Here is a 22,652-nt window from a genome sequence, read left to right on the forward strand (position 1 = left end):
GGAAATTATTTCCGTTTGGCTATACCTATAATGGATGCCCTGAATAGTTTAATGAACTGTTCAGGGCTTTTTGTTTTTATGCAAATGAGTAAAGAGTATCAATACATGCAAAGAGCCTTCGAGTTGGCTAAAAAGGGAATAGGAAGAGTAAATCCTAATCCTTTGGTTGGTGCTGTAATTGTTCGTGATGATAAAATTATCGGGGAAGGATATCATGAATATTTTGGCGGGCCGCATGCTGAGGTAAATGCATTTCTGTCTGCAACAGAATCTGTAGAAGGAGCAATAATGTATGTTACTTTGGAACCATGCTCTCATTATGGAAAAACACCGCCTTGCGCCGAAGCAATCGTGAAAAATAAAATTGCTAAAGTGGTGATTGGGATGTTGGATCCAAATCCATTGGTGGCGGGAAAAGGAGTGAAGTTATTAGAGGATAATGGAATTGAGGTTGAATACGGTTATTTGTGCGAAGAATTAAGTCAGATGAATCGTGTTTTTCTGAAATTTATTCAAAATAGAATTCCCTATGTGGTGATGAAAACAGCCATGACTCTGGATGGGAAAATTGCCAGTGAAACGGGTGATTCCCGTTGGGTTTCCAACGAAAAATCACGGGCGCGTGTTCATCAGTTAAGAAATGAACTGGCAGGAATCATGATTGGTGTTGATACGGTGATTGCCGATGATCCGATGCTGACGACCAGATTGGAAAAAGGAGAAGGACGAAATCCGGTAAGGATAGTGGTGGACAGTACTGCGCGGATTCCTTTGGAATCAAAAATATTGAATACGGGTGTTCAGGCCAAAACAATTGTTGCTGTAACAGATAAAGCTGATTCCGTAAAGATTGCACAAATTGAAGACTTAGGAAATTCCGTTATTATTTCAAAATCCAGAAATGGAAGAGTTGACCTTACTGATTTGATGATGAAACTTGGAGAGACAGGAATGGATGGGATTCTTTTGGAAGGTGGAGCAACACTCAATTTTTCGGCTTTAGAGGCCGGAATTGTTGATGAGGTAGTGTCTTTTATTGCTCCAAAAATTATTGGCGGAGCAAATTCCAAATCACCGGTCGGCGGCGAAGGAATCAAATTTATGAAAGATGCCATCGAATTGGAGAATATTAAAATAGGTCAGCTTGGAAATGATCTGATGCTGACCGGAAAAATAAAAAAAGTGTAGCAGATAGTGGATGCTTTGTAATCTGATAGCTGTTTACCGATAACTGATAATTGAAAAAATGTTTACAGGTTTAATTGAAGAAATAGGAAGCATTAAGTCCATTCAAAGTGGAGGCAAGTCAATTCGATTGACCGTTTCGGCCCGTAAAATTATGGATGATGTGAAGCTGGGTGATAGTATTGCAGCCAATGGAATTTGTTTGACAGTGGTTAGCTTTAATTCTACTGGTTTTTCGGCAGATGTTATGCCGGAGACAATGAGCCGAACAAATTTCGGATTGTTGGGAGCGGGAAGCCGCGTGAATTTAGAGCGGGCTCTTCGCGTTGGCGACCGAATGGGTGGTCATATGGTAAGTGGACATATTGATGGTTTGGGCGAAGTTGCAGGCAGGGAGCATGATGATAATGCCATTTGGGTTAGCATTGCGGCACCTGGTAATATATTGAAATATATTGTGGAGAAAGGTTCTGTTGCCATTGATGGTATCAGTTTGACTGTGGCTTATGTGGATGAGAAAATTTTTAAAGTTTCAATTATTCCGCTTACACAGGAAGATACAACTTTAACTTCTAAGAAAAAGGGAGAAAAAGTAAATCTGGAATGCGATATAACTGCAAAGTATATTGAGAAATTCTTGTTTCATAGAGATGAGGAAAGTGCTCAGGTGGAGAAATCGGATATTTCGATGAATTTCCTCAAAGAGAATGGATTTGCATAAGATTAAAAAATAATAGAAAAATAAGAGGTGAATATTTTCGAGAGGTTTTTAAACTCATATCTAGAATCTAACATCTCATATCTAAATAAATAAACTATGAAATTTCATACAATTGAAGAAGCGATTGAAGACATCAAATTAGGGAAGATGATTGTGGTGGTTGACGATGAAGATCGTGAAAATGAGGGGGATTTGTTGATGGCGGCGGAAATGGTTACTCCTGAGGCAATCAATTTTATGGCCCGACAGGCTGGAGGATTGATTTGTATGCCAATTATAAAGGAACGTTTGGATGAGTTGAATATCGATATGATGGTGTACCATAATACTGATGCGAAGCAAACGGCCTTTACCGTAAGTATTGATGCTGCAGATTGTTCAACCGGCATTTCTGCTCACGAACGTGCGCATACAATACAAAAAGTGTTTGATAAGAATGCCAAAGCGGAAGATTTTACCCGTCCGGGACATATTTTCCCTTTGGTAGCACGTAAAAATGGAGTTTTGGTTCGTGCAGGACACACCGAAGCAGCTGTTGATCTGGCAAGAATGGCTGGACTGTATCCGGCAGGTGTGATTTGTGAAATTATGAATGAGGATGGGACTATGGCTCGTGTTCCTCAGCTCAGAGAATACATCAAAAAGCATGATTTAAAAATGGTTACGATTGCTGATTTGATCGAGTATCGCAGACAAACAGAGAGCGTAATCGAAAAAGTAACTGAAACAGCAATGCCAACAAAACATGGCGAATTTAGAGCTCATGGTTTTGTCAATAAAATTACCGGTGAGCATCATGTCGCTTTGGTAAAAGGAGATATTGATACTTCTGAACCTGTGTTGGTTCGGGTTCATTCTGAATGTTTAACCGGTGATGCGTTTGGTTCTATGCGTTGCGACTGCGGCGATCAGCTGCAGGAAGCTTTGCGAAGAATCGAAGAGGCTGGTAGAGGTGTGTTGTTATATATGCGTCAGGAAGGCCGGGGAATTGGTTTAATTAATAAATTAAAGGCTTACCAGCTTCAGGATATGGGGATGGATACTGTTGAAGCAAATTTGGCATTAGGATTTAAGGCCGATTTACGTGATTATGGTATTGGTGCCGCTATTTTAGCTGAATTGGGTGTTAAGAATTTGACTTTAATGACCAATAATCCGCTGAAAGTTGCTGGTTTAAAAGGATATGGATTGAAGATTGTTGCACGTGAAGAGATTGAAATGACTTGCAATGAAAAGAATGAATTCTATCTGCAGACCAAAATGAATAAAATGGGTCATCTATTGCATCAGGATGTAAAGTGGAATTTGCAAAACGATGATAAAAAGATAAAATAAGTATATGTGTTAATGAGTGAATGAGGTAACAAGAATTGCTTTTTGAAGAAGAGTAATCTCACAGCTGAAATCTCATTTCTCACATCTAAAATCAAATAAAATGAATATTATTGAAGGTAAGCTTATTGCGAAAGATTTAAAATTCGGTATTGTTGCCGGTCGTTTTAACGAATTTATTGGAGGTAAATTGTTAGCAGGTGCTTTGGATGCTATCAACCGTCATGGAGCTTCAACCGATGATGTAGATGTCGCCTGGGTTCCCGGAGCATTTGAAATTCCATTGATTGCCAAGAAGATGGCAAAAAGCGGCAAATACGATGCGGTTATTTGTTTGGGTGCGGTAATTAAAGGTTCAACTCCTCATTTTGAGTATGTGTCGAGCGAAGTAACTAAAGGAGTTGCAAGTGTTTCCTTAGATTCGGAAGTGCCTGTTATTTTTGGTGTTTTAACTACCGATTCTATTGAGCAGGCTATTGAACGTGCCGGAACTAAAGCTGGAAACAAGGGATTCGAAGCCGCGGTATCTGCCATTGAGATGGCTAATTTGCTGAAGCAATTTTAAGAATACAATATATCAAAAAAAATCCCGGCAGTGATGCCGGGATTTTTTTATACAATGTCTACTGAGTAGATACTTCCTGCGATTAATATATTTTAAGCATGTTTACCTCTTTTTCGCTTAGGAATCTCCATTTCCCTCTTGGGATGTTTTTCTTTGTGATGCCTGCAAAAAGTACGCGGTCCAATTTTTCGATTTCGTAACCCAGATGCTCAAAAATGCGTCGAACAATTCTGTTTCGGCCCGAATGGATTTCTATTCCAACCTGAGTTTTATCAGTTTCACTGGTAAAACTAATGGCATCAGCCTTAATTTCTCCGTCTTCTAATTCAAGTCCGGCAATTACCTGATCTAGTTCTTCCTGAGAAATTGGTCTGTCAAGGAATACATGGTAAATCTTTTTTTTGTTGTAGCTCGGATGAGTAAGACGTTTTGTTAAATCGCCATCGTTGGTGAAAATTAAAACCCCGGTAGTCATACGATCCAGTCTCCCTACAGGATAAACTCTTTCAGGACATGCATGACGAATTAAATCCATAACCGTTTTTCTTCCCAGAGGATCATCAAGAGTAGTCACAAAATCTTTGGGTTTGTTTAAAACCAAATAGACTTTTGCTTCGGCCTCCAGTTGTTTACCATCCATACAAACTACATCATCAATGTTTACTTTGGTGCCAACCTCTTTAACGATTTCGCCGTTAACGGTTATTCTGCCTTCTTCAATTCGCAGGTCTGCAGCTCTTCTTGAACATGCTCCTGTGTTCGAAATGTATTTGTTAAGCCTAAGGATACCATCTTCCGGACCTGATAGTTTAGCAAAAGCCAGTTGTTTTTTCTTGCTGTAATGCTTTTTTTGAAGCGTTTCTTTATCGGGTTTGTTTTTAAAACGATCATAAGGTTTTGCAGTAGAATCTTGATCTTCATCAAAATCGTCTGCAAATCTTTTTTTGTTTTCTGTGAATTCTGATCTTTCTCCTCCTCTTTTTGAGCGGTCAGAATCTCTTCCCGGTCTGAAGTTTGAGTCTTCAGATCTGTGTCTTCTTCTGTCAGAATTTTCTGATCTGCCGCCATAGTTGTGATCTCGTGATTCTGAATCCCGGCCAAATTTACTGGTTGAGTCTCCAAATCGGGGTTTTCCTCTGTAAGAGTCTTTTTCAGATCTGTTGTCGTCAGATCTTCTTGATGATCCTGATCTTGAATCAGAACCTCGTGAAGTTCTGTAGGAATCACTGTTGCGTCTGTCAGAACTTTCTGATCTGCTGCCAGTATTTCGATTTCTTGAATCCGAATCCCTGCCAAATTTGCGATTTGGCTCTTCCGATCCGGATCTTCTTCTGTCGGAACCTCTTTCCGAACTGTCACCATCAGATTTTCTTGATGATTGTGATCTTGTGTTCTCTCTTTGAAAAGGTTTTTCTGAATTGTCTCTTCGTTGTCGGGGATATTCTGATCTCCCCTCATTGTTGCGTGATTCTGAATCCTTTTTGAATCGCGGATTTGTACCACCAGATTTCTTGTCGTTTTCTGTTTTTGATCTAAAAGAAGATTTCTCTCTTCTATCTTTCCCGTATTTTTTTTCTTCCATTTTTGAGTAAATGATCATTGTTCTGAACCTGCAAAGGTACTAATAATCAAAGAATATATTAATTACACCAGTTAAAAAAGTGAAATAAAGAAAATCAATTTCAGTTTTGCTTTTTTACTCTTGATCGAAATTATAAATTTGTCATACAAATTAGGTGCTGAATGTTTGTTCAGAATCTTTTTTTAAGAATCAGTAAACATTAAAACTTGATAAATAATATGGCATTAATTAAATCAATTTCCGGAATCAGAGGAACGATTGGCGGTAAGGTTGGAGATGGATTAAGTCCTCTTGATGTTGTGAAATTTTCAGCAGCATATGGTACTTGGGTATTACGAAGAAACAACGGGCAAAAGGTAAAAGTAGTTGTTGGACGGGATGCCCGGATTTCCGGCGAAATGGTCGATATGCTTGTAGTTGGCACTCTTTTGGGCTTAGGAATTGATGTTGTGGAAATTGGCTTGGCAACTACACCAACCACTGAAATTGCAGTTACCGAAGAACAAGCTCAGGGAGGTATTATTTTAACTGCCAGTCACAATCCAAAACAATGGAATGCATTAAAACTACTCGATGAAAAAGGTGAGTTTTTGAACGATAAGGATGGAAAAATTGTTCTTTCCATTGCTGATAATGAAGATTTTCTATTTGCAGATGTAGATGATTTAGGTCAGCTTTCTCATGTAGATAATTACACCCAAAAGCATATTGATCATGTTTTAGCACTTAAGTTGGTTGATGTTGATGCAATAAAAAAAGCAAATTTTACGGTTGCTGTTGATGCAGTAAATTCGGTTGGAGGTATTGTAATTCCACAATTATTGAAAGCCTTGGGTGTTGAAAATGTTGTAGAATTATATTGCGAACCAAACGGACAATTTCCTCACAATCCGGAGCCGTTGCCAGAGCATTTAACTGAAATTGCTTCGATAATGAAGGAAGGTAAGGCCGATTTAGGATTTGTAGTTGATCCGGACGTTGATCGTTTGGCTATTGTGAATGAAGATGGAAGCATGTTTGGTGAAGAATATACATTGGTGGCATGCGCTGATTACGTATTGGCAAATACACCTGGAAATACTGTTTCAAATCTTTCATCAACCCGTGCTTTGCGCGATGTTACAGAAAAACATGGAGGAACATACGAAGCTTCGGCTGTTGGTGAGGTGAATGTCGTTACCAAAATGAAAGAGAACAATGCGATAATTGGTGGTGAGGGTAACGGAGGTATTATTTACCCTGAAAGTCATTATGGAAGAGATGCTTTGGTTGGGGTTGCATTGATCTTAACGCACATGGCAAAAACAAAGAAAAAAGCTTCGGAGCTCCGAGCAGGTTATCCGAATTATTTCATTTCCAAGAATAAAATTCAGCTGACACCGGAAATCGATGTTGATGCGGTTTTAGTTGCAATGAAGGAGAAATACAGAGATGAGAAAGTGAATGACATTGATGGTGTTAAAATTGATTTTGCATCGGAATGGGTTCATCTTCGAAAATCAAATACGGAACCGATTATCCGAATTTATTCGGAGAGCGAAAATGAGGATACAGCAAATCAATTGGCAGAAAAAATCATTTCAGAGATTAAGGAAATAATTAAATAATAATTTATTTTTGAGAAGCGCAGGAATTAATTTTTCCTGCGCTTTTTTTGTTGATAAAAGAAAATTTTCCGTAATCGTTTGCATTTGCTCGATCTTAAAAAATTAAAGCTTTTTTGGAACGATTTAATCAGATTTATTCCGATTTAATTTTACCTCAGAATTCCTATTCTCCTTGCTAAATGTGACTTCTGATAAACAGATCTGTTTGTCGTTATTGAATAGAAGAGCCTGTATGGGTGTTTATACCCAGTTTAGAAATAGTTAAATATGTCAGAAGTTAGATAATTGTAATCTAATTTTTATATATTTAAGTGAGACTGTTGAAAAGCAGGTCTTTTTCTGAATTATTTTCTGGCATTGTGTATATATTTGCTAGCCAATAAAGAAAAAATTCTCCATTGATACGAATACAAATAGATATAATCAAAGATTAAAGCCTTATGAAAATTACCGTTGTAGGTGCAGGAAATGTTGGCGCAACTTGTGCAAATTGCATAGCCCAAAAGGAATTAGCAAACGAAGTAATTATTGTTGACATTAAAGATGGATTGTCAGAGGGAAAAGCTCTGGATATGTGGCAAACTGCTCCGATTAATTATTACGATACAAGAGTTAAGGGAGTAACTAATGATTATGCTGCTACTGCAGGATCAGAGGTTGTTGTTATTACATCAGGTCTTCCGCGTAAACCGGGAATGAGTCGTGATGACTTAATCGCTACCAATGCAGGTATTGTAAAATCGGTTACTGAAAATGTAATTGCACATTCTCCTGATGCAATCATCATTATCGTGTCAAATCCTTTAGACGTTATGACTTATGCTGCTTTCTTAACAGCTAAAAAAGCATCTAACAAAGTATTTGGTATGGCTGGTGTATTGGATACAGCTCGTTACCGTGCTTTTCTTGCTGAAGAATTAAATGTTTCTCCTAAGGATATTCAGGCATTATTGATGGGTGGACACGGTGATACTATGGTTCCACTTCCTCGTTATACCACTGTAGCAGGTATTCCTGTAACCGATTTGATCGAAGAAGATAAATTGAATGCTATTATTGAAAGAACTAAATTTGGTGGTGGTGAATTGGTAAACCTGATGGGAACTTCAGCTTGGTACGCTCCAGGTGCTGCGGCAGCTCAAATGGTAGAAGCTATTGTTCGTGATCAAAAAAGAATTTTCCCGGTATGTGCTCTGTTGAACGGAGAATACGGAATGAAAGATATTTTCTTGGGAGTACCTGTTGTTTTAGGTAAAAATGGTATCGAGAAAGTAATTGAAGTGAAATTAAACACAGAGGAAATGGAATTGTTGAAAGGATCAGCAGAGGCTGTTAAATCTGTAATGAAAGTGTTGGATGAAATGAATATTCTATCTTAGGTTAGAAGATTTCATTTACTAAAATATTGAGGTTGTCTCCATGAGAGACAACCTTTTTTGTTTTGTAAAATCAAACAGAAATAAATTCCACCTTAAATTCTGAACAATGTCATCTGTAAATCAGTATTTATAAAATTTTTAGATAGATTATTATTTTGTTAATGTTTTAAGGGTTTTATGTAATTTATGGCACAAAATTCTGTTCTTTTGGTATATTTGCTGTCCTTTGTTCAGAAAGCCCATGAAAATTGAAATCCCAATAGAGATAATCGAACTTGAAACCGAAAGTTTCCATCTTTTAATCAGATGTAAAGTAAACAGTAGTCACGAAGGAGATCTTGTGATTGATACCGGCGCTTCAAAAACGGTTTTAGACCGGAATTTTGTACCTGCTTACACCTTGTCTGAGTATCAAACCTCGGAAATAAAGTCGCGGGGTTTGGGGGAAGGAAGTTTAAATACCGAAATGGTTAAGATAGATTCATTCCAATTAGGAGATCTTCTTGTAAATGATTTTCATTGTGCAATTATTGATTTGGCAGGAATAAACGAGATGTACATGGAGCACTGTCAGCGGGAAATTTGCGGATTACTTGGGAGTGACTTTCTTTTAAAACACGGAGCAATTATCGATTATGGAAGAAAAATTCTGGAATTGAGAATTCTTTAAATCCCATGTCTTTCACCAAAGACGTAAAGTCGGTTAAATACCTGAGATTATTGAACAAAGGAATTTGAAAAAAATTAATATATTTGTGCGTTAATTGCGGTTAAGAATATTATATACCACATAAATAAGAATTAAATAAACCTAAACACATGCGAAATAAAGGAGCGATTCGTCTACTCGCTATACTCTTTGCGTTAGTGAGTTTGTATCAATTGACATTTACTTACGTTACCAAATCAGTTGAAAAGGAAGCTCAAGAGTTCGGAGCCGGCGATATTAAGAAGGAACAAGCTTATCTTGACTCTATCAGGGGTGAAGGAGTTTACAATTTTCTTTGGATTAAAGATTACACTTACAAAGAGTGTAAGGAATTGGAGATGAACCTTGGTCTTGACCTTAAGGGAGGTATGAACGTTACCATGGAGGTTTCTGTAATTGATATTATTAAGGCTATGGCCAATAATAGCAAGGATGAAACTTTTGTAGCTGCCATAGAAAAAGCCAAAGCGATGCAAAAGAATAGTCAAAAAGAATTTGTGGTTCTTTTTGGTGAAGCGTTCGAATCAATCAATCCAAATGCTCAGTTATCTTCTCCTGATATCTTCGGAACTTTAGAGATGAAAGATAAAATTCCTTTTGGTGCTTCTAATGCTGAGGTGTTAAAAGTGATTAAAAAAGAAGCTGATGCAGCGATTGATAATACCTTTAACATCCTTCGTTCCCGTATTGACCGTTTTGGTGTTGCACAGCCAAATATTCAAAAAGCTGATGTTTCGGGACGTATCATTATTGAACTTCCAGGTATTAAAGATGCCGCTCGTGTACGTAAGTTACTGCAAGGAACAGCAAGTCTTGAATTCTGGGAAACTTATAGTGCTAACGAAGTAACTCAATATTTAAATGCTGCGAACGAAAAATTAGCAGCTATCAATACAATGGCTGAGCCTGCCGAAGCAGCTAAAGAAGCTACTAAAGAAGAGGTGAAGGAAGAGGCAAAAGATGAAGATGTTGCTCTTTTAGACAAAATTGAAGAAACAGCTAAAGATTCGACTACTGACCTTAATGCAAAAGAAATTGCAAAAAAATACCCATTGTTTTCTGTTTTGAATCCTACACAAAGAGGTTCTTCGAAAGCAGTTGTTGGTATGTCTCATATTAAAGATACTGCCAGAGTAAATCAAATTTTGGCAATGCCGGCTGTTCAATCAGTAATGCCGCGTAATTTGAAATTCTTTTGGGGGGTTAAACCAATTGATAAAGGTGGTAATGTATTCGAATTGTTTGCTATTAAAGTAACCAGCCGTGATGGAAAAGCTCCTTTAGATGGTGATGCTGTTACTTCTGCACGCGAGCAAATTGATCAAAACAAAGCACAAGCTGAAGTTTCGATGAGTATGAGTGGTGAAGGAGCAAAAGTTTGGGCTCGTTTAACTAAAGATAACATTGACCGCGCAATTGCAATTGTTTTGGACGGATATGTTTATTCTGCTCCAAATGTAATTAGTGAAATAAAAGGCGGACAGTCCAGTATCAGTGGTAATTTCACCATTGCTGAGGCGAAAGATCTTGCAAACATATTAAAGTCAGGTAAATTGCCTGCTCCTGCTCATATTATTGCTGATGAAGTTGTTGGGCCATCTTTGGGACAGGAATCTATTCAAAAAGGGATGTGGTCATTCATCATTGCTTTTGTGTTGGTGTTGATTTATATGTTTTTCTTCTATAGTAAAGGTGCAGGTCTTACTGCAAATATTGCTTTGGTTGCCAACTTGTTCTTTATTTTTGGAGTGCTGGCTTCATTGGGTGCTGTGTTGACTCTACCTGGTATTGCCGGTATTGTGTTAACAATCGGTATGTCGGTGGATGCGAACGTACTGATTTATGAGCGTATTCAGGAAGAGCTGAAAGGTGGAAAAGGATTGAGTCTTGCCATTTCTGATGGATACAAGAATGCCTATTCTGCGATTATTGATGGTAACATCACAACTCTTTTAACTGGTATTATTCTTTATCTTTTTGGTGAAGGTCCAATTAAAGGTTTTGCAACTACTTTAGTTGTCGGTATTTTCTCATCTTTATTTGCTGCAATTTTTATCACTCGAATAATTATTGAAGGTTCGCTTAAACGTAACCGCAACATTACTTTTACAACTAAGTTTACGGATAACTGGTTACGTAATGCACACATTAAATTTCTTGAGAAAAGAAAAGTGTTTTATGTGATTTCAGGTATTGCGGTTCTTGTTAGTATTGGTTCTCTTGCAACAAGAGGTCTAAATCAAGGTATCGATTTTACCGGGGGTAGGACATATGTTGTTGCTTTTGATCAGGATGTTTCGGTTGAAGCTATTGCTAAGTCGTTGGAAACTGTTTACGGACATGCTCCTGAAGTGAAAACTTTTGGTGGTGATTCTCAGGTGAAAATTACTACAAAATATAAAATTGATGAATCAGGAAACGAAGTTGATGATGAAGTAGAAGGTTTACTTTACACAGGGTTACAACCATATTTAAATGGAGCTTCTAAAACTGATTTCCTTGAGAACAATAGAAAGATGTCGCAAAAAGTGGGACCTACTATTGCTGATGATATTCGTCAGTCTGCTGTTTGGTCAATCTTGTTTGCTCTTATCGTGATTTTCCTTTACATTATGGTTCGTTTCTCGAACTGGCAGTATGGTTTAGGTGCGATTGTTGCTTTGGCTCACGATTCAATCATTGTATTGGGTATCTTCTCATTGTGTTACGGATGGCTGCCATTCTCACTTGAGGTGGATCAGGCATTTATTGCAGCAATACTTACTGTGGTGGGTTATTCTATTAATGATACTGTGGTTGTATTTGACCGTATCCGTGAGTATATTGGATTGCATCCAAAACGTGATCGTGTTGAGGTTGTGGATAGTGCTTTGAATAGTACATTACGTCGTACTTTTAGTACTTCATTATCTACTATGGTTGTTTTGTTAGCCATCTTCCTTTTCGGGGGAACTTCAATCCAAGGATTTACATTTGCATTGTTGGTAGGGGTAATTGTCGGAACCTATTCTTCACTATTTATTGCAACTCCAATTTCTTATGACACAAGTTTACGTGTATCTAAAGTGATTGCGAAAAAGAAATAATTAGAAATTAATTATAAAATTGTCCCCCGGATCGTATGGTTCGGGGGATTTTTTTTGCTCAGGTTCAAATCGAATGCAATCTACCTTCATGATTTAAAATTTCTTCGGTATATTTGTTTAAAATTTGAATCAAATGGATAATATTCTTTTATTTATTAGTGGCGGTGAAATTGTTGTCGTACTAGTTGTTATTCTGCTGTTGTTCGGATCGAAAAAGATTCCTGAATTGGCTCAAGGCTTGGGGAAAGGAATGAAAGAATTCAAACGGGCGACGGAAGATATTAAATCCGAGATCAGAAAGGAAACAGAAGTTCTTGATCATATCAAGGAATTTAAGGATGACCTTACTAAGAAGCTGTAATCCCATATTCTAGGTTTAATCATTCCACCAATATACAGTGTGGAATTTTTTTTTACATTCAATGGACTATTTGTATCTCTTTGTTGGTTTCGTTATTCTTTTATATAGCGGAAATTTGTTGGTAAAAGGAGGAGTGGCCTTATCTTCTCATTTTAAGGTTTCTACACTTGTGGTTGGAGTTACTGTAGTTGCTTTTGGAACATCGGCACCAGAGCTTTTTGTGAGTCTGGGAGCAGCTCTTCATGGCAGCCCTGATATTGCTATCGGCAATGTTATTGGCTCTAATATTGCAAATATTGCCCTCGTTCTTGGTTTTACAGCTATATTGATGCCTTTGCCTGTTCGCAGTAATTCCATAAAGTTCGATTGGCCTTTTATGATGGGCGCATCCTTACTGTTTTATGTGTTTATTTTAAATCAGAAATTAGAGTACTATGAAGGAATTGTTTTTGTAATTCTTTTGATCGTATTTATGGTGTGGACGGTTTGGAAATCAAGAAAGGAAAACAGAGATGTAATAATAGGATTTAAAACAGCCGAGCATTCAATGTTTGTTGCAGTACTACTAATTCTTGCTGCCTCGGTTGGCTTGTATTTTGGAGCTGATATTTTGGTTGGCAGTGCAAAAAATATCGCTCTCGACTTTGGAGTAAGTGAGCGTGTAGTCGGATTGACTTTGGTGGCTTTCGGCACATCAGTACCCGAATTAGCTACTTCTGCTGTAGCAGCTTATAAGAAGGAGATGGATATCTCTATTGGAAATATTATTGGCTCTAATATATTCAATATTTTAGGAGTGTTGGGAGTTACATCAATTATCAAAAATATTTTCATTAGTCAGCCAATCATATCTTTTGATATACTTATTATGCTGGGGGTGTCTTTTCTTCTGTTTTTATTGATTTTGCCTTTGAATAATGGGAAACTTCACCGATGGAAGGGATTTTTACTGTTTGCAGTTTATCTGATTTATGTATATTTGGTTTTCACAAAGTAATTCACCTGTATGATAACTGCTGATCAAATCAAAAAAAGTTTTGGAACGGTTAATGTTCTTAAAGGAATCGACCTGAATATTACAAAAGGAGAAATTGTTTCTGTTGTTGGCGCCAGTGGTGCAGGCAAAACTACACTTCTGCAAATACTTGGGACATTGGACCGACCCGATTCAGGAAAAGTGTTTTTTGATGGTGTTGACATCACTTCATACAATGAGAAAGAATTATCTGCATTTCGAAATTCGAATATTGGTTTTGTATTCCAGTTTCATCATTTGCTTCCTGAATTTACAGCTTTAGAGAATGTTTGCATTCCAGCATATATTGCAAAAAAATCGAGATCGGAAGCCATTGCGAAGGCAAAGGAATTGCTCGAAATGCTGAATTTGGGTCATAGAATGGATCATAAACCTTCCGAACTTTCGGGTGGTGAGAAGCAACGGGTTGCAGTAGCAAGGGCTCTGATTAATGATCCAATTGTAATTTTGGCTGATGAACCTTCCGGTAATTTAGATTCTAAAACGCGTCAGGAGCTTCACGAATTATTTTTTACTTTACGCGACCGTTTCAATCAAACATTTGTGATCGTAACTCACGATATGGAATTGGCGGATATGTCGGATCGGAAGATTAGTATTTCAGATGGACTGATCGATGGGCATGACTAATTTTTCATTTGCCGGTTTAAAGGAATTTTTGGATGAAAAATACGATTTATACAATCGTGAATCTTTCATTACCACTGATCCGATACAAATACCACGATCTTTTTCGAAAAAAGAAGATGTTGAAATAGCCGGTTTCTTAAGTGCAAGTATTGCCTGGGGGCAAAGACCTACAATTATTCGAAACGCGAAATGGCTGGTCGAAAGAATGGATCAAGAACCTCATGAGTTTATTCTGAACGCATCCAATCTTGATTTGGAAGTTTTTAAGCAATTTAAACATCGCACGTTTAATGGTGATGATTGTATCTTTTTTTTAAAATCACTGCAGAATATTTATCGGAATCATGGCGGGTTGGAAGATGTTTTCGCGAAGGGAGCAAATGATTCAGGTACTGTAAAAGGTGCATTGGCCTATTTTAGGGAAGTGTTTTTCAAGACTGAGCATTTGGACAGAAGTCAGAAACACATCTCGAATGTATTGAAAAAATCTACGGCAAAGCGATTGAATATGTATTTGCGATGGATGGTGCGGAAAGATGACCGGGGAGTAGATTTTGGCTTGTGGAATCAACTTTCATCGGCAGACTTGTATTTGCCTTTGGATGTTCATACTGGAAATGTTGGTCGTAAACTGGGTTTGCTAACCAGAAAACAGAATGATTGGCAGGCTGTTGAAGAAATTACCGAAAACCTTAGGAAATTAGATCCCAAAGATCCTGTGAAATATGACTATGCCTTATTTGGTTTGGGTGCTTTTGAGAAATTTTAAGAAGAATGGCAAATAATTATTTTGAGTTCAAGCAATTTAGGGTCGATCAGAATGGCTCTGCAATGAAGGTTGGAACCGATGGTGTTCTATTGGGGGCTTGGGTGGATATTTCCAAAGCCAATCGGATATTGGATATTGGAACCGGAACCGGATTGATTGCCATGATGATGGGACAGAGAACCAATTCCGATGTGAAAATTGATGCCGTTGAGATTGAATTGTCTTCTTATCAACAAGCTGTTAATAACTTCGCAAATTGCCCGTGGACTTCAAAACTGAATGCATTTCATCTTTCTTTTCAGGAATTTTGCCAGATTACAACGGTTAGATATGATTTGATTGTAAGCAATCCGCCTTATTTTCTAAATGGTTTAAAAGCGAAATGCGAAACACGGACACAGGCTCGCCATGCAGATTATTTGCCTTTTGAGGATTTGTTGAACGGAGCCATGAATTTATTAACAGAATCAGGAGTTTTATCTGTTGTTCTGCCTGTTGATGAAGGAGAATATTTTCAGAGATTGGCTGGATTAACAGGCTTTTATTTGAAAAGAAAGATTTCAGTTCTGCCTAATCCCGGGAAGCCTGCCAAGCGTTATTTGTTTGAATTTTGTTTGCAGAAATGCGAGGCTCAATTCGCTGAATTAATAGTGGAAAATGGACAGAGACATGTCTATTCTCCTGAATATATAAATCTGACAAAAGACTTTTATTTAAAATTTTAAGCTGCTGTTTCTACTCTGTAGATATTTTAAAATTTGCCCACCATTCAGTAAGTTCAAATGGAGTTTGATTGTAGCCGGCTTTTAATCTTTCCATGCGTTTGTTAATGTATTCTTTACTGCTTAAAGCTGAGTGATATTCCTCATTTGCTTCATTGATACTTGCAACTCCAATGCTTATTATTTCATTGCCCGACAGGTTTTTGGAGTAAAATTCACTCATTGGTATTCGAAGATGATAACTAAACAGAACTTCATTTTTCGAACTTATCTTTACCTGATAGGTATCGTCTTCCTGCAGAGTACTAATAGAAAGACTTTCATTTTTTTTCACGTTAACAACCTCGAAAATCTGAAAACGATCCAAAAATTCTTCATTTAATTCTGTTAGTGAAAAACGGGATAAATAATTTTCAAATTTTTCTGCAGTAAAAGGAAATTTAGCAGGCATTGGAAAGTTAATGGCAAAACTGTTTTTAAATTTTGCTTCTGGATCGATCCAGACACTAAGTCCAAGATTGTATATTTTCCTTAATGTATTTGTAGAATTTGTCTCAAGAATAATATCGATAAATTTATCGTTGTTGAAAACCTTAACACTTATTTGATCTTCGGCATTGTAATAGTTGGCCTCTGTTGTTGAATATATTTCGGAACTGAAATCTCTCTCATTCTGCCAATAGGTTGATATTTGATTTTTTACTGAACACGAATTAAGAGTGAAAAGACTTATTAAAAAAGCAAATTGAATTATTCGGGACATGTATTTTCGTATAATTAATGCAGATCAAAAATATAAAAAAGAGAATGATCTTAGGCGAAAAACGCAATTAATTATGCTGAAGTGCTTACAAAACAATTTCTTCTTCAATAAATTTTATGCCCAAATTGTCAAGTTCAGTAAGAATTGGTTTGTAAAGTTCAGGCAAGGTTGGGATATGAACTCCTTTCAAATGGATCTTATCTTTGGCCAATAGTTTTGTTGCTATCGCTAAAGGAGTTCCAACTGTATACGACATTGCTGTGTGTTCGCGGTCGGTTCCTTCATAAGTCATCGAAGAAGTAATTCTTTTCCTTTCTCCGTTGATTTCAAAATCAAACAAATGCTGCATAACCAGTAAATCTCTGTCGGTAGGCTCCAGAGCCCATTTTTGTTCCAGAATTTTCTGAAGAATCATGGCTGGAGTAGCATTTCTTAAACCAACAGCTTCATCAGAAAACAAGCCAAGCCATTTCAGTTTTGTCATTATTACAGAGTTGACATCGATGTGTGTAAAATCGGCTAAGTTTTCCTCTGTGGATTTTTCACTATCGGGCAGAAAACTCAATAAATAATCGAGATAAGTTAACTTGTGAGAGTCCTTCATTATATACGTGTCATCGGTGCAGCCCAATTGAACCAGAACATTCCAGGCCTCCGAATAACCAGGTCTTCGCATGGTTCCCCGCATAATAGTTGGAATGTTATTCAGTCCGTATAATTCACAATATTGCAGCGAATCCCTGTTTGGATACACTTCAAAATCGCCATAACCTGTAATTTGAGTTTTGGTAAGAGTTGAGAACAATTTGTGATAGGGAATGTATTTGTAATGGTTATTTTCTTTAAACTGTGCTGTTCCTTGTCCCGCAACAACTACATTTCTTGGATTCCAAGAAAATTTATAATTCCAGGGATTGTTGTCGCAGCCGGGAGCTACCAGGCCACCGCAAAACGATTTAAATGTTTTAATTTTTCCACCACGTTCCTTTATCTGATCAATAATTTTCATGGCCGACATGTGATCCAATCCAGGATCAACACCGAGTTCATTCAGGAAACACAGCCCTTTTTCTTTGGCTTCTTCATCCAATTCCATCATTTCAGAAGAAACATATGATGGCGTTAGCAGGTGTTTTCTATGGCGCAAACACTCTTTCGCAACAATTATGTGCATAGAGGCCGGAACCATACTTACAACGATATCTGCCGCCGAAATTTCTTCAGCTCTTTGTTCCAGATCTTTTAAATTAAACCGAAGTGCTATTCCGTTGGGATGGTTGTTGATTTTCTTTTGAGCAGATTCTAACGACATATCGCCAACTGTAATTTTCCAATTGTTTTTTTCCGAATGCTTTAATAAATATTGTATTAAGCTGGTTGATGAAAGACCTGCGCCAATAATTAGAATATTTTTCATTTGAGTGTCGTTAGTTAGTGTGTTCTGCGTCTCATAAATTTATAATAAAGTGGCTAAAAAACGATAAATAGTTGATTGTTTTTTATGAAGGAATTTTTGGAATGTGAATCCTAAATTAAAGATGCTAAATGGATTGTTGCTTTTAGACGCTTGGTTTAAAGGTATAGACTCTTTCTATATGTGAATTAAGAAAATGTCATCTACAAAAATTATGAGATTTGTTATGATTTTTATTTTCTGATCTCTAAAACGGAATGATTATATTTGTTCGGGAAAGATAAAAAATTGCGTAACCTCTAAATATATTAACTCCTTGGTACAAGCTAGAAAAGCCGTTGAAACCCCATTAATGAAGCAGTATTATCAGATGAAGGATAAACATCCTGATGCTATTTTGCTGTTTAGGGTTGGTGACTTTTACGAAACATTTTCTGATGATGCCATTCGTACTTCTGAAATTTTAGGCATTACACTGACTAAGCGTGCAAACGGATCGGCATCCCATGTTGAGTTGGCGGGATTTCCACATCATTCTATAGATACTTATCTACCTAAATTGGTGCGGGCAGGCATGCGTGTGGCCATATGTGAGCAATTGGAAGATCCGAAGAAAACCAAAACCTTGGTTAAACGTGGCATTGTAGAATTGGTAACTCCAGGGGTATCCTATAATGACAACGTTTTGGAGCATCGGGAGAATAATTTTCTTGCCTGTATTCATATGGAGAAAAATTCAGCCGGAATTGCATTTTTAGATGCCTCAACGGGTGAGTTTTTAACTGCCGAAGGAAGTTTTGAGTATATCGATAAATTACTGGGCAATTTTCAGCCAAAAGAGGTTTTGTATCAGAGAGGTAAGGAGAAAATCTTCCATGAATTATTTGGTGGCAAGTTTTACACTTTCACTATGGATGACTGGGTTTTTACCGAAAGTGCGGCTAAGGACAGGTTGCTTCGTCATTTTGAGACAAGTTCGTTGAAAGGATTTGGAGTTCAGACTTTACGCAATGGAATCATTGCTTCGGGTGCCGTTTTGCATTATCTGGATATCACAAAACACAGTCAGGCAGCTCATGTAACTCAGCTTTCGCGGATAGAGGAAGACAAATACGTGTGGCTGGATAAATTTACAGTTCGGAATTTAGAGCTGTTTGGAGCCTTAAACGATGGCGCAAGTACACTTTCGGGTGTAATGGATAAAACCTTATCGCCAATGGGAGCGCGCCTTTTAAAAAGGTGGATTGCTCTTCCCTTAAAGGATTCGGCGAGTATCAATGATCGCCTGCGTGTTGTGAATCATTTTTACGGGAATGAAAAGGTTTCTCATTCCATAGGGGATGAAATTCAGCAGATTGGAGATTTGGAGCGGATTATTTCCAAGGTTGCTGTGGGCAGAGTCAGTCCTCGGGAAGTTGTTCAGCTAAAAAATGCCCTGATTGCCATCGAACCTATCCGAAACTATTGTTTGAGTAGTGGAAATGAAGGTTTGCTAAAAATAGGAGATCAACTGAATCCTTGTGTTTCGGTTCGGGAAAAGATTGAAAAGGAAATTCATGCTGATCCGCCAAACATGGTTAGCAAAGGTGGTGTAATTGCTGATGGGGTTTGCGAAGAGTTGGATGATTTAAGGAAGATATCGTTCTCGGGTAAAGATTATTTACTGCAAATGCAGATGCGTGAGATTGAAAGAACAGGTATAACTTCTCTTAAAATTGCGTTTAATAATGTGTTTGGATACTATATTGAGGTAAGAAACACCCATAAGGACAAGGTTCCTGAAGAATGGATCAGAAAACAAACTTTAGTTAGTGCTGAGCGCTACATTACGCAGGAATTAAAAGATTACGAAGAGAAAATATTGGGAGCCGAAGAAAAAATACTGGCTTTGGAAACCCGTTTGTATAACGAATTGGTTCTTGGTATTGCTGATTATATTTCTACCATTCAGTTAAACGCGGCCATGATAGCGCGACTGGATTGTTTGCTGTCTTTTGCGAAACTGGCGAGAGAGAACCACTACAATTGTCCAGGTATCAATGATTCTGAAATTATCGATATTAAACAGGGAAGACATCCGGTTATTGAAAAGCAATTGCCAATCGACGAAAAATACATTGCAAATGATGTTTATCTGGACAATGAATCGCAGCAGGTAATCATTATTACAGGGCCAAATATGGCGGGTAAGTCGGCTCTTCTCCGACAAACTGCACTAATTGTTTTAATGGCGCAAATTGGAAGTTTTGTGCCGGCTAAGGAGGCAAATATTGGTTGTGTCGATAAGATTTTCACCCGTGTGGGTGCTTCGGATAACATTTCATTGGGAGAATCTACTTTTATGGTGGAAATGAATGAAGCAGCAAGTATTCTTAACAACCTTTCATCAAGGAGTTTGATTTTGTTTGATGAATTGGGACGGGGAACCAGTACTTATGATGGAATTTCCATTGCTTGGTCGATTGTTGAATACATTCACGAGAACAGTAACAGCAGAGCTAAAACATTATTTGCAACTCACTATCATGAGTTAAACGAAATGGAGAAATCATTCTCCAGAGTGAAGAATTTTAATGTTTCGGTAAAAGAAGTCAACAATAAGGTTATTTTCCTGAGAAAGTTAGTTCCCGGAGGATCCAATCACAGCTTTGGTATTCATGTGGCACGTATGGCCGGAATGCCCAAATCTGTTGTGAAACGAGCGGATGAAATATTACTTCAGTTGGAAGGAAAACAAAATGGAGAATCGCTGGCCAAACCAGTTGGTGAGATAGCGCAACAACGCGAAGGGTATCAAATGAGCTTTTTTCAACTCGACGATCCGGTACTTCTGCAAATCAGAAATGAAATTTCAGATCTGGATATTAATAATCTGACACCAATTGAGGCTCTAAATAAGTTGAATGAGATTAAAAAGATATCCGGATTGTAAAAAAAGATAAAAAATGTGAGTGTCCCATATACAAAGGCTTTTGATGTGTAGTGCCTGAATTTCAGGGAGTCAGATTCAGGATCCTAGTAATGTCTTTTATGATGATTGAAAAAAAATGAGTCAAAAGGTTTTTTTCCTTTGCAGAATCAAAAAATACGCATATATTTGCATCGCAATTGAGAGAACAACGGTTCTCTTTTAAAAGCACAATGCGAGAATAGCTCAGTTGGTAGAGCACAACCTTGCCAAGGTTGGGGTCGCGAGTTCGAGTCTCGTTTCTCGCTCAAAATCCGAAAGGATGCCCAGGTGGTGGAATTGGTAGACACGCTGGACTTAAAATCCAGTGGCTTCACGGCCGTGCGGGTTCAAGTCCCGCCCCGGGTACAATAACCCTCTTAAACAGCAATGTTTAGGAGGGTTTTGTTTTTTTTGGGAACGAATGGGGGAACGCAGGGTTATTAAAATCTGGATCAAGTCGAAAATAATTAGTGGATGGGTAAAACAAAGTAAAACTGAGATCCTTTTCCTTTTACTGATTCGACCCTTATTCTACCTCCAAGTATTTTGACGTATTCTTTAACAATCGTTAAGCCTAAGCCAGCTCCTTCATAAATTATTTCTCTTCCATTATCAATACGGTAAAAATGCTCAAAAATAAGTTCTTGGTCTTCCGCAGAAATACCAACGCCTGTGTCTTTAATATAAAATTGAATCTCGTTTGTTTTGGTTTTAAAATCAAAACCAAATTTTACACTTCCTTTGTTTGTATATTTAATAGCATTTGAAATCAACTTACTAAGTATTATTTCTATCTTTTCTTTGTCCGAGAAAATAATTATTTCTTTCGCCTTATGATTATTTTCATAAGAAAATTCAATGCCTTTAGCATCAGCTTCAGATTTATACAGAACATACATGTCCTCAATTACATCCTCAACATTCACGTCTTCAATATAGATGTCCAGACAATCAGCATCTAACTTTGACATTTGAATAAGCTCATCTATTGTATTTAACATTCTGATAGAACTTTGCTGAATAGCACCAATATATTTCAGATGATCTTCTTTTGATAAAACGGAGTCTTCAAGCAATTCTGCAAACCCAAGAATACTATTCATTGGCGTTCGGATTTCATGATTCATATTTGTTAAAAAAGCTGATTTTAACTTGCTGGCCTCTTCCGCTTCCTGTGCAGCCTTAATTAACTTCATTTGGGTCAGTTTAAAATCTGTAATGTTATCAACATAACCATCGTATCTAACGATTCTGCCGGTAACATTCCGTACTGCACGAGCACCTTCTTTTACATAAATAACATCACCCTCTTTTGTGTACCATTCAGATTGAAAATTAATTACTTCACCTTTTTCTTCCAGTATCTTCTTGAAATTTTCTCTCTTATTATTGTCTGCATAACATCCCTTTGACAGTTTTTTTTTAGCTAAGTCTTCCAACGAATCATACTTCAGCATTTTTAAAATTGCTTGATTTGCATAGATGATTTGCATAGATGATTTGCCCTTCTGGTGTTGTTTGATACAAACCCACCAAAGAGTTTTTTACCAAATCCAAATAGAGACGATTATTTTCCCAGGTTCTGTTTTTTAGAATTCGGGATATGGAAAAGATCTCACCCAACGGTTTAGATAAGATCTTCTTAAGGGAGTTAAAAATCATTGCCATATTCTAATTTATAAATAAATTCTTATTTATCAAGCTGATTTTCATTGCTGTAAAATAGGCATGTTAACGTAAAATAATTTTTATATGGTGGAGTTTTGAACTAGTCTGTAGAAATCTATGCGATGCTTTTTATTTTTAATTGCGCCCAATTCTTAAATAAACACCATGAGATT

The 22,652-nt window shown here is 37.3% G+C and carries 18 protein-coding genes and 2 tRNA genes; 16 read left to right on the forward strand and 4 right to left on the reverse strand.

Features of this window, described 5'->3' with window-relative positions:
- Positions 1-15: 15 nt before the first annotated feature.
- From ribD to ribH, 4 genes are all read left to right on the forward strand, one after another.
- Positions 16-1,188 carry a bifunctional diaminohydroxyphosphoribosylaminopyrimidine deaminase/5-amino-6-(5-phosphoribosylamino)uracil reductase RibD gene (ribD, locus tag BZG01_RS09645; protein ID WP_218973069.1) on the forward strand — a complete coding sequence of 391 codons (1,173 nt, stop codon included), beginning with the start codon at positions 16-18 and terminating at the stop codon, positions 1,186-1,188.
- Between the two features lie 58 nt (positions 1,189-1,246).
- Positions 1,247-1,906 carry a riboflavin synthase gene (locus BZG01_RS09650; RefSeq protein ID WP_101309632.1) on the forward strand — a complete coding sequence of 220 codons (660 nt, stop codon included), beginning with the start codon at positions 1,247-1,249 and terminating at the stop codon, positions 1,904-1,906.
- A 96-nt stretch (positions 1,907-2,002) separates the two neighbouring features.
- Complete coding sequence (locus BZG01_RS09655) at positions 2,003-3,241, forward strand: bifunctional 3,4-dihydroxy-2-butanone-4-phosphate synthase/GTP cyclohydrolase II (RefSeq protein WP_101309633.1); 1,239 nt, start codon at positions 2,003-2,005, stop codon at positions 3,239-3,241.
- 100 nt (positions 3,242-3,341) lie between these two features.
- Complete coding sequence (gene ribH, locus BZG01_RS09660) at positions 3,342-3,803, forward strand: 6,7-dimethyl-8-ribityllumazine synthase (protein WP_101309634.1); 462 nt, start codon at positions 3,342-3,344, stop codon at positions 3,801-3,803.
- 82 nt (positions 3,804-3,885) lie between these two features.
- Here ribH and BZG01_RS09665 read toward each other — a convergent pair whose 3' ends face one another.
- Positions 3,886-5,385: a pseudouridine synthase gene (locus BZG01_RS09665; protein ID WP_101309694.1), complete on the reverse strand. Its 1,500-nt coding sequence runs from the start codon at positions 5,383-5,385 to the stop codon at positions 3,886-3,888.
- Positions 5,386-5,603: 218 nt separating this feature from the next.
- Here BZG01_RS09665 and glmM point away from each other — a divergent pair, with 218 nt between their 5' ends.
- From glmM to BZG01_RS09710, 9 genes are all read left to right on the forward strand, one after another.
- Positions 5,604-6,992 (forward strand): phosphoglucosamine mutase, encoded by a 1,389-nt coding sequence (gene glmM, locus BZG01_RS09670; protein ID WP_101309635.1) that lies wholly within the window; start codon positions 5,604-5,606, stop codon positions 6,990-6,992.
- Between the two features lie 440 nt (positions 6,993-7,432).
- Positions 7,433-8,371 carry a malate dehydrogenase gene (gene mdh / locus BZG01_RS09675; RefSeq protein WP_101309636.1) on the forward strand — a complete coding sequence of 313 codons (939 nt, stop codon included), beginning with the start codon at positions 7,433-7,435 and terminating at the stop codon, positions 8,369-8,371.
- A gap of 241 nt (positions 8,372-8,612) precedes the next feature.
- Positions 8,613-9,041 carry a retropepsin-like aspartic protease gene (locus BZG01_RS09680; RefSeq protein ID WP_101309637.1) on the forward strand — a complete coding sequence of 143 codons (429 nt, stop codon included), beginning with the start codon at positions 8,613-8,615 and terminating at the stop codon, positions 9,039-9,041.
- Between the two features lie 149 nt (positions 9,042-9,190).
- The gene (secDF, locus tag BZG01_RS09685; protein WP_101309638.1) at positions 9,191-12,166 is read left to right on the forward strand and encodes a protein translocase subunit SecDF; all 2,976 of its coding nucleotides are present in this window, start codon (positions 9,191-9,193) and stop codon (positions 12,164-12,166) included.
- A 133-nt stretch (positions 12,167-12,299) separates the two neighbouring features.
- On the forward strand, positions 12,300-12,527 hold the full coding sequence (gene tatA / locus BZG01_RS09690) for a twin-arginine translocase TatA/TatE family subunit (RefSeq protein ID WP_101309639.1): 228 nt from the start codon (positions 12,300-12,302) through the stop codon (positions 12,525-12,527).
- Positions 12,528-12,588: 61 nt separating this feature from the next.
- Positions 12,589-13,524, forward strand: a complete 936-nt coding sequence (locus tag BZG01_RS09695) for a calcium/sodium antiporter (RefSeq protein WP_101309640.1) — start codon at positions 12,589-12,591, stop codon at positions 13,522-13,524.
- 9 nt (positions 13,525-13,533) lie between these two features.
- Positions 13,534-14,193: an ABC transporter ATP-binding protein gene (locus tag BZG01_RS09700; protein WP_101309641.1), complete on the forward strand. Its 660-nt coding sequence runs from the start codon at positions 13,534-13,536 to the stop codon at positions 14,191-14,193.
- The gene (locus BZG01_RS09705; protein WP_101309642.1) at positions 14,186-14,962 is read left to right on the forward strand and encodes a TIGR02757 family protein; all 777 of its coding nucleotides are present in this window, start codon (positions 14,186-14,188) and stop codon (positions 14,960-14,962) included. Before BZG01_RS09700 ends, BZG01_RS09705 begins: the two co-directional genes overlap by 8 nt.
- A gap of 5 nt (positions 14,963-14,967) precedes the next feature.
- Entirely contained in the window at positions 14,968-15,687 is a 720-nt protein-coding gene (locus BZG01_RS09710) for a tRNA1(Val) (adenine(37)-N6)-methyltransferase (RefSeq protein ID WP_101309643.1), read from the forward strand.
- Between the two features lie 10 nt (positions 15,688-15,697).
- On the opposite strand, the gene BZG01_RS09715 is transcribed toward BZG01_RS09710, so the two are convergent.
- The gene (locus BZG01_RS09715; protein WP_101309644.1) at positions 15,698-16,447 is read right to left on the reverse strand and encodes a hypothetical protein; all 750 of its coding nucleotides are present in this window, start codon (positions 16,445-16,447) and stop codon (positions 15,698-15,700) included.
- 85 nt (positions 16,448-16,532) lie between these two features.
- The gene (locus BZG01_RS09720; RefSeq protein ID WP_281256425.1) at positions 16,533-17,903 is read right to left on the reverse strand and encodes a saccharopine dehydrogenase C-terminal domain-containing protein; all 1,371 of its coding nucleotides are present in this window, start codon (positions 17,901-17,903) and stop codon (positions 16,533-16,535) included.
- Positions 17,904-18,213: 310 nt separating this feature from the next.
- Between BZG01_RS09720 and mutS the strand changes: the two genes are divergently transcribed.
- The 3 genes from mutS to BZG01_RS09735 all read left to right on the forward strand — a co-directional run bounded on the left by mutS (position 18,214) and on the right by BZG01_RS09735 (position 21,177).
- Complete coding sequence (gene mutS / locus BZG01_RS09725) at positions 18,214-20,793, forward strand: DNA mismatch repair protein MutS (RefSeq protein ID WP_101309646.1); 2,580 nt, start codon at positions 18,214-18,216, stop codon at positions 20,791-20,793.
- A gap of 211 nt (positions 20,794-21,004) precedes the next feature.
- Positions 21,005-21,077: transfer RNA gene (locus BZG01_RS09730), tRNA-Gly, on the forward strand.
- Positions 21,078-21,093: 16 nt separating this feature from the next.
- A tRNA-Leu gene (locus BZG01_RS09735) sits at positions 21,094-21,177 on the forward strand.
- Positions 21,178-21,278: 101 nt separating this feature from the next.
- Here the strand turns inward: BZG01_RS09735 and BZG01_RS09740 are convergent.
- Positions 21,279-22,304, reverse strand: coding sequence for a PAS domain-containing sensor histidine kinase (locus BZG01_RS09740; protein ID WP_101309647.1), 1,026 nt, complete (start codon positions 22,302-22,304; stop codon positions 21,279-21,281).
- Positions 22,305-22,652: the final 348 nt, after the last annotated feature.

Origin of the sequence: Labilibaculum manganireducens, assembly GCF_002843385.1 — a bacterium.
Lineage (GTDB): Bacteria > Bacteroidota > Bacteroidia > Bacteroidales > Marinifilaceae > Labilibaculum > Labilibaculum manganireducens.

Excerpts from the sequence above, each read along its gene's own strand:
- BZG01_RS09650 (WP_101309632.1), top strand. The coding sequence starts at position 1,247 with ATGTTTACAGGTTTAATTGAAGAAATAGGAAGCATTAAGTCCATTCAA.
- BZG01_RS09655 (WP_101309633.1), top strand. The coding sequence starts at position 2,003 with ATGAAATTTCATACAATTGAAGAAGCGATTGAAGACATCAAATTAGGG.
- ribH (WP_101309634.1), top strand. The coding sequence starts at position 3,342 with ATGAATATTATTGAAGGTAAGCTTATTGCGAAAGATTTAAAATTCGGT.
- BZG01_RS09665 (WP_101309694.1), bottom strand. The coding sequence starts at position 5,385 with ATGGAAGAAAAAAAATACGGGAAAGATAGAAGAGAGAAATCTTCTTTT.
- glmM (WP_101309635.1), top strand. The coding sequence starts at position 5,604 with ATGGCATTAATTAAATCAATTTCCGGAATCAGAGGAACGATTGGCGGT.
- mdh (WP_101309636.1), top strand. The coding sequence starts at position 7,433 with ATGAAAATTACCGTTGTAGGTGCAGGAAATGTTGGCGCAACTTGTGCA.
- BZG01_RS09680 (WP_101309637.1), top strand. The coding sequence starts at position 8,613 with ATGAAAATTGAAATCCCAATAGAGATAATCGAACTTGAAACCGAAAGT.
- secDF (WP_101309638.1), top strand. The coding sequence starts at position 9,191 with ATGCGAAATAAAGGAGCGATTCGTCTACTCGCTATACTCTTTGCGTTA.
- tatA (WP_101309639.1), top strand. The coding sequence starts at position 12,300 with ATGGATAATATTCTTTTATTTATTAGTGGCGGTGAAATTGTTGTCGTA.
- BZG01_RS09695 (WP_101309640.1), top strand. The coding sequence starts at position 12,589 with ATGGACTATTTGTATCTCTTTGTTGGTTTCGTTATTCTTTTATATAGC.
- BZG01_RS09700 (WP_101309641.1), top strand. The coding sequence starts at position 13,534 with ATGATAACTGCTGATCAAATCAAAAAAAGTTTTGGAACGGTTAATGTT.
- BZG01_RS09705 (WP_101309642.1), top strand. The coding sequence starts at position 14,186 with ATGACTAATTTTTCATTTGCCGGTTTAAAGGAATTTTTGGATGAAAAA.
- BZG01_RS09710 (WP_101309643.1), top strand. The coding sequence starts at position 14,968 with ATGGCAAATAATTATTTTGAGTTCAAGCAATTTAGGGTCGATCAGAAT.
- BZG01_RS09715 (WP_101309644.1), bottom strand. The coding sequence starts at position 16,447 with ATGTCCCGAATAATTCAATTTGCTTTTTTAATAAGTCTTTTCACTCTT.
- mutS (WP_101309646.1), top strand. The coding sequence starts at position 18,214 with ATGAAGCAGTATTATCAGATGAAGGATAAACATCCTGATGCTATTTTG.
- BZG01_RS09740 (WP_101309647.1), bottom strand. The coding sequence starts at position 22,304 with ATGCAAATCATCTATGCAAATCAAGCAATTTTAAAAATGCTGAAGTAT.